Genomic DNA, 7,522 nt, shown 5'->3' with positions numbered 1-7,522 from the left:
ACTTGAGACAATCGCCACAATGAGCGATGATCCCCTCATCAGCCTGCCAGCAGCAAGCTGACACTCATCCGGCCCTCTGGGATGAGCCGTGGTCGTCTAAGCTACACCACGTCCTGGGACATGATCCCTACGAAAATTACCATCCATATTTTCCGTTGGATTGAGTGAAACCTGGAGGGGCGCTTCAGGCAAGTTTGGGGAAGAGACCATAGCCAGCTCCGAGCGTTCACTGAGGCGAAATTGACCGCTTCCGGCCGACAGGAGCCTGTTCTGGTGAACCTTCCACACAGGTCGAACAGGCAGCATGCCAATAGACAAAGGTTGAGCAGGCTAATTGACTGCAACTGAGATCGGGAGGATAGTATTGACATGAAGCAATGGGGGCTTTGCAATGGCAAGCAATTTCCAGCTCATAGATACCGATAATGTCGCCGGTGCTCCACAAAGTGAAGAACAGCATGGATGGCCCGAGTTGAGCAGCGATGCAGTTTTCGCACGCGATGTATTACTCAGCCATTTCTTAAACGCGTTATGGATAAAAGTAGAATATCTCGCGCAGCTCGTTGAGAATGGCAGCTCCGCCCATAAAATTTTGGTCAAAGTTCGAAATGGGATTGCCGAATTTAAGGATGACCGTAGGCTACATTATCATGAACGAATGAATAGCGCGTGGACAAACGCTTTCCGACTTGAGCTGCTCCTAGCGCTCGCTGAACCTCCGAAACGACTTCTGCCGGAGCTTCAGGCTCGGCTCGCACAGGCCGACGAAGAAAAGGTTGCTGGCGCAGGCAGACTGCGCGGTATCTTGCAGCAAATGACAGCGTCGCAAGATCAAACGCATCCACCCGTGGTCGACGCTGACGAAAGGGAATCTCGACTCAGATCACTTCTTATCGATATCATTCAAGGGATTCAGTGGCAGCTGACAAGGAAGTATGCATTTCGGAACCTACAACGCGAAGCCACGAGGAAAATAATCTATGCTGCTGCAGCTTCGTTTGCGCTCTTCCTTCTCCCTTACATCGCAATATTTTTCGTTTATTGGGAGCACGACGGAAGCCTCAACGAAATCCGTAACTGGATCGGCCTTCCGCTTCTGACCGCTCTGGCAGCTGGACTTTTCGGCGCCTATTTTAGCAGGCTTCTATACCTACAGAAAAACTGGAGTTTGCTCGAATATGACGAGCTTGCGGCGGCTGGCGAATTGGCATCCATCATCCTGCGGGGCATCATTGGAATATGTGGATCGGCAATAGTCTTTTTCTTTCTTCACGCAGAGATCATAACCGGCAGTTTTGTCCCCGATTTTAGCAAGATGACATTCCTCTCCCATATTCCGCCGGATCACCTTCCAGCGACGTTCCTCATCGGCAAGGACCTTTCGCTGTTGATCGTATGGAGCTTTATCGCGGGATTTTCCGAGCGTTTAGTGCCGAGCATTTTGGGTCGAACGGAAGCGAAGCTGGACAGTTCGCCGAAGCCGTCCAATCAGCTCAATGGTCATTGATGGGTTTTGCTGTCGTCTCACCTCTAGTGGAGCGGCGACCATGAAAGCGTGAAGAGGATCGCGACCCGAAGTACGATAACTATGGTCTCCGAGATCGCAGCAACCAACGTCCTACACTGATCTCACGTCGGACGTCGACTAGCGTCAGGCAATCAGCGTCTGGGCGATCTTAAAGCGCTTCTGAGTCTCTCCAGGCTTGTCTGCAGGCTTCTCGAAGTTGAAGACAAAGATCTCTACTGCATCGTGCAAATTGGCAGTTGCCAGGAAGCGGGCACGGCTTTTCTTGAGGTACGGCTTCTGGATCTCATCAAGCATGAGCTCAATGTTTCGGTCGGGATCCAGAAGCTCTGCGTCGCTATGACCAGTTCCAACGCCCCCGTTCTGGTTCAGTTGGAAGAGGCCAAAGCTCCGCTCGCCTCGCAGGTTGGTGCTTGAAGGATTCAGATTGGATTCCTGAATGGCATTCGCGATCGCTGCAATCTGTTGCAGCGTCCCGTACCCTCGCGATGCGAACCTCTCCGCGATCTTCCGTGCCATGGGTTCGCGGGACCGTAAGATCTTGGGCGACGAGAAGTTGATGTCACCAACGATTGTCGGAGCGAGATCCGTCAGTTGACGCAGCTTCTTTATGAAGAGCTCGACCTGTTCGCTTATGATAACATCCACTGATGCAAAGCTTTCATTGAGCTTCGCTTCGATGGCTGCCAACATATCGTTGACCGTCGAACCTTTGAGAAGTGCTGCATCTCGGTTTGCCAGGTTCGCAAGGTCGATACGATCGGTCTGGGCTTGGGCAGGGGCGATACCTGCAATGAGTGCGGCGGCGTTTTGACCAACGTTGCCAATAGCCTGGCGAGCAGCGAGGAGACCGATGGTTTGAGCGAGCAGGAGCTGAACCATCGATACATCTGTCGCCAGCGCATCACTAAGGGCATCGGCCGTCTGGGCCGCCATGATCGCGAAGAGCGTGCATTGTGCCCGCCAATCGCTAAGTTCAGATAGACTGTAGCCGATCTCATACTCAGGATGGTTGGCGTTTAGTGTCCATTCCTCATTGGTGAACGCGAATAAGCCACTAGTTTGCGGTCCCTGCACGTCAATGATATTTGTACGCATCTGTGCGATGGTCATTAGGTAATAGGCATTGCCGCCGTAGTTTGCGGCGAGTTCCACGCATTCCGCCGCCACAAGAAGTTTGTCGAGTGGGCCGACTGTGTCCCTCGTCTTATCGATGGCCTCGTCGACCACCCATCCCTTCTCGCCAGTCGCGTCGATAAGGATTTCAGTGAACGGGAGCTTTTTGTCGTCCAGAACCGTAACCTTCGTGCCGGACGGCACTGATCTTATAATCGCCGCGTCGAGCGACGGTTTATCCCTCAGTACACGAGCGACTTTCATCACAGCCATCGGACCATTCCTTGCTCGGTTTCAAGTTTCAGCTATTGGCTCAGTTTGCCAACTGAATAAGCGTCAGGGACACCCCGTTCCGCACACGTCTTTGCCAGACTCAAGTCTGAGTTTCTTTTGAGAAGCCGGATATCCGATTCATTGATGCCGCCTGCGACCAACACGTCGGGCCTATTGTCGCCTTTGCCTTTGTAAAAGTCTCGAACAGCCATGCGTGTACTCGGCCCCAAACTTCCGTCCGGTGGGGCCACGCAAAGATACGTCTGTATCTTACTCCAGGCGACTGGACTTACTCCATCTTCTGCAGTCAGTCTCTTTGGTGCATGAGTACGCGGGAGCGGGGCTGTCACGCTTGGAGGACGTTCAAACGAGCGAGGTGGTGGCAAATTGCCCTCACTAGCTATCCTGAGGTCGACCCCAGAACCGCTAGTAGTCGGGTTAGCAACAGCGACTGCTGAACCCACGTGCTCGACGAGTTCGCCTTCAATTGTCGCGGGAAGACATAGATCAAGATATCCGCGGATATAACCGTAGGCGGCAGGGGCGCTATCGATGCTACCCTTTTGTCTTGCTGTGCCATCGCGATAAGCGCGAGCTAATTCACCCACAAACTTCTTGGTCGTCGCAGGGGGCAGCTCGTAAAGATATGTACCTGCAACCACGTCAGTAAGGTTTGACGCCAACCCAAAAGCCTGTGCTACCACGGTCATTGAGAGCTGCGTGGCACCAGTGACGCCAAGAATAGCATTGGTCGTTTGGCCAAAGGCGGATATCCCAGACTTAGCAGCTTCGCGTTGTCGGTTCAGCTTAAAGATCGAGTCAAAATAGATGGAGCAGCGGTCATCGACGTAGTTGTAGCCCGCTAAAGTCACATCATACCAATTCGGCGTTCCGCCGTAAGCGTACTCAGCGTCAGCACGAAGCGACTCCATTATGCTTCGGCGGTCCACGGATTTTGTAGCTACATCACTTGCGTTAAGGGTAGGCTCGACAGCTACTGGTGTCGTTGCGGTGCAGGAAGCAAACAAGCTGGCGGCGACCAAAGGTATGATGAGACGATACGCTGCCCGGACAACCTTGCTGCTTCTCGTAGACCCAAAGACTACCATACGCTACCCTCTGAGTTCGCTGGCGTTCCGCTTGCAGAAGACAATAAATCCGTGATCTATTGGTGGTTACTCGTATAATAAATCTCCCCAGGCACTGTGGAAAGCACCAGGGCAAAACTGTACATGCACAGATGGGCAATGCTCAGCCGTGGACGGATTGGTTATTCATTCTTATTTCCCTCAGACCGCACAATATTACTCGATAAAGTTGATTGCAACAATAAACTTGAAAGCTGAGATCGAAACGAGCCAAATGTTCCATATAGATTTAACTGTTTCCGGCTCGTGATAATCGTGCTTCACATTTTCGTCAGAAAACCGGGTGTGGCAAAGAAGAACATACTTTCCCGAGTGATAATGTTTGCAGAAATGTCGAATTACTTTTCCAATCACGGCGCCCGCGAAGCGCCAATAAGATCATTACTGCAGTCAAACGTGGGAGCTAGTGTTACGGAAGGCCGCGTATGTGATCGCTCATTACCTACCAGGGAAGGACTTAGACATGTCTTAGCGGTGGAGGTAGGACGCCGGAACTCACTACGAGGGCGTTGGCAACCGCGCACAGCTGGGATGCCAAAACAATGGTTGCGGGACTCTCGGCCGGTCGTTACATGACCGCCTCAAACAGACGGCCTGCCGTTCTTTCGGCGTTTGCTGTCCGTAGCAACACACGGGCGCTCCCCAAATCGGGTCGAGTGCCCGTGTTGTTTGAGGGCCATTGAGCGCATCGCCAGGCGGTCCTGCAGCACTGGTTATCTTCCAGAATGAGGTCTTCGGTTGTGCTGACGGGGTATGCGCAAGATCTATTGCCCACATCCCACGGTGGTTGGAGTGCACCGAAACAGCACCGGATACGAAGACGTACCGATCTGAAAGTCCGGAGCTGCTGTGTTCTGCACCCTCGTGGCTCTGGTCAAAAAGCCGAGCCCTGCTCGTCAAAACCACTACCCTTGCTGCAGACAAAACGCGGTGCGTCAAAAATACCATATCGCTCAAGTTCGGACGATTCCAAAGATTCCGGCAGCTTCCCACAGGAGTCAGAGAACAACGCCTGATACGATGCCGACCAGCGTTGCAGTTCGGTGTATGGTTGAGTTCGAGAGCCAGCAACTGTCAAAAGCCGACCGTTCTTGTCGAAGGACAAAGCCTGCACGGGATAGCCGAGAGACATCCGCGCTACCATGGTGTTCTTGCGCCAGTTCCATAAGTAGGCCCCGCCCTGTTCCACGCCAATCGCCAAGATGTCGTCCGATCCAAATGACATACTCAGAACGCGGCCCGGCAGCGTAGTTTGGCTCACCTCTGTTCCATAGGTAGTGTCGTAGACACGAACAACCGTCGAGTTGTAGTCGCCCTCGCTGTTTGCTAGCGCGACATATCTGTTATCAGTGGTGAACTCCGTAAATTCCCAATCACCTTGAAAAGCTGGTATCCTCAAAATCGCTCGAGATTTATCAATGTCGTAAATGACTTCACCGTCTGGATTTCGGTCCGTCAATAACAGTCGACCATCATCGGTGACCAACCGGGCTCGCGCTGTGCCAGGCAAACATTTCTCTTGTGACTGGTCCTTCGTGTCGGTCGTCCGGATACAAACCTGCTCGTTCGCACGCCGAGCAAGCCAGCGTCCATTATGGGACAATGCCTCGACCTCTGTGGGGGCATTCAAAGGGCATTCAAGTGCCGCTGCTGCGCCGACAGATATGCTGGCGCTGCATAAACGTTGACCAGTTTCCTGCGTGGAAATTGAAAGAATCCTTTCAGCACCCTGCAAAGTTAATCGGACTGGAGTATCTGTATGCGTAACGCATCGCGGAGTGCCGGTATCGCCTACGCGGTAAGCACAGCTCCGCTCACGTTCTCCAACCAGCACGACGGATCCATCTTGAAAGGTGAATACCCGTGAACTCACCACACGCTTTTGGATCGGCAGGATCTCATGTTCGCTCCGCCTGAACGGCCACAATTCGAGCTTAGGTTTAGTGGCTCCCTCTGGATTAACAGCGATAGCGATACGACCAGAGTCACCCGGTAAGATCGCTAAGGCGACTACCGGTCCTTCCACTGCGAAGCGCGTCACTTCTCTTCCTGTTCTCACGTCCCATAAACTGACCGTGCCGTCTGAAGGATAGGAAGCACCACTTCTCGTCACGATGTAGGGTCGGCCAGGCAACATCTCGACAGCATTGATGCGACCGTCATGGCGCAGGCGACCTCGCTCTTGCCCCGTCGTTAGATCGACAAGAAGCACTTCATTGCGAACAGATGCCTGAGGCATTTGACGAATCGCCGCTACATGCAAATCATGGGAGAGCGCCACCTGGGCAACGAACGGGATGGCATATTCTTGTGACTTGAGTGAAGCCAAATCGATTATCGATACGTGGCCATCGTCAGCCGAGGCAACAAAATATCCGGCTGACACACCGACAATTCGCCCTATCACCGGAATGCAAAAGGTCGGGGCCTCTATCGATGGCACAATACCCTCTTCGATAACCTCGTACACACAGGCACGGTTATTTCGCATTACGAGAATTGAGTTATCTTTGTAAGGCACAACGGCATCTAGGGCGGAAAATAGTTGGCACGTTTGCGCACTGAGTGCCGCACTCTCATCGATCTTCCAACTGCAGATGCGATCGTCGGAATAGGCGATCATTCGCCCATTATCGAGGATAAACCAAGCAGTCGTTTCCTGCCCTGGATCGCTTCCGAACTCCATAGGCAGATTTTCCTCGCAATGCAAAAAGCGGGGTGCCGTGTCAGGGTTTGCAAAATACATACACAGCTTTCCGCTTTCGTCGGATACTGCGAAAGCAGCGGATCGCGGTATCTGCGCTATGTGGGTGTTCGTCCTGCTGGTGTCGATGCAATACAAGTTGCGCACCGAGTGAGACGCGGAACACAGTGCCCTATTTTCCAGACGCAGCAACAGGTCTCCGAATTCAGTTCGTTGCAGCACTTGTGCCACTGGGGCCGGAAGCTCCAATTGATCAATCTCCGCATCTGGAAGCAGCCGTGTCCCTGCGAGCAAAACTCCGAAAGCCTCGGAATTAGATCGTTCGTGGTCTAGCAATCGCCATGCGGCTTCCCGAGCCAGCTTTACGCTCAGGGGCAACGTGTTTCGAGCGTCCTCGAATTCAAGCTTTGCTTGTGCGCTGATAAGGTTGGCGGTCGCAGCGTCCCGCTCGACGCGTGCGGATTGCCAGAACCAAATTGCGGTGGCAGTTAAAATAGCCAACGAGATAGCGATTACCGCGAATATCAGCCCACGCCTCACGTCCTGGCGCACGCTGTCGAACGATCTAACAATAGCATTTACCGTTTCGTCAGACGGCCCGTTCGCCGATCCCGCTGCGGTTTCACGAAGATCATGTCCCAGGACGTGGTGTAGCTTAGACGACCACGGCTCATCCCAGAGGGCCGGATGAGTGTCAGCTTGCTGCTGGCAGGCTGATGAGGGGATCATCGCTCATTGTGGCGATTGTCTCAAGTG

General features: G+C 53.2%; 4 protein-coding genes. 1 reads left to right on the top strand and 3 read right to left on the bottom strand.

Annotation, left to right across the window (positions count from 1 at the left end):
• Positions 1-391 precede the first annotated feature (391 nt).
• Positions 392-1,507, top strand: a complete 1,116-nt coding sequence (locus tag EFD55_RS32645; protein ID WP_125851208.1) for a hypothetical protein — start codon at positions 392-394, stop codon at positions 1,505-1,507.
• A gap of 144 nt (positions 1,508-1,651) precedes the next feature.
• On the opposite strand, the gene EFD55_RS32640 is transcribed toward EFD55_RS32645, so the two are convergent.
• The 3 genes from EFD55_RS32640 to EFD55_RS32630 all read right to left on the bottom strand — a co-directional run bounded on the left by EFD55_RS32640 (position 1,652) and on the right by EFD55_RS32630 (position 7,495).
• Positions 1,652-2,914, bottom strand: coding sequence for a phage tail tip lysozyme (locus EFD55_RS32640; protein ID WP_125851206.1), 1,263 nt, complete (start codon positions 2,912-2,914; stop codon positions 1,652-1,654).
• Between the two features lie 32 nt (positions 2,915-2,946).
• Positions 2,947-3,846 (bottom strand): hypothetical protein, encoded by a 900-nt coding sequence (locus EFD55_RS32635; RefSeq protein ID WP_125851204.1) that lies wholly within the window; start codon positions 3,844-3,846, stop codon positions 2,947-2,949.
• Positions 3,847-4,936: 1,090 nt separating this feature from the next.
• The gene (locus EFD55_RS32630; protein WP_125851202.1) at positions 4,937-7,495 is read right to left on the bottom strand and encodes a WD40 repeat domain-containing protein; all 2,559 of its coding nucleotides are present in this window, start codon (positions 7,493-7,495) and stop codon (positions 4,937-4,939) included.
• Between the last annotated feature and the right edge of the window lie 27 nt (positions 7,496-7,522).

Source organism: Rhizobium pisi, assembly GCF_003938655.1.
In the GTDB taxonomy this organism is placed as follows: Bacteria; Pseudomonadota; Alphaproteobacteria; order Rhizobiales; family Rhizobiaceae; genus Rhizobium; species Rhizobium pisi.
This window is presented reverse-complemented; position numbering and strand designations above follow the sequence as displayed.

Coding starts and splice junctions, on each gene's coding strand:
- EFD55_RS32645 (WP_125851208.1), top strand. CDS start 392: ATGGCAAGCAATTTCCAGCTCATAGATACCGATAATGTCGCCGGTGCT.
- EFD55_RS32640 (WP_125851206.1), bottom strand. CDS start 2,914: ATGGCTGTGATGAAAGTCGCTCGTGTACTGAGGGATAAACCGTCGCTC.
- EFD55_RS32635 (WP_125851204.1), bottom strand. CDS start 3,846: ATGGAGTCGCTTCGTGCTGACGCTGAGTACGCTTACGGCGGAACGCCG.
- EFD55_RS32630 (WP_125851202.1), bottom strand. CDS start 7,495: ATGATCCCCTCATCAGCCTGCCAGCAGCAAGCTGACACTCATCCGGCC.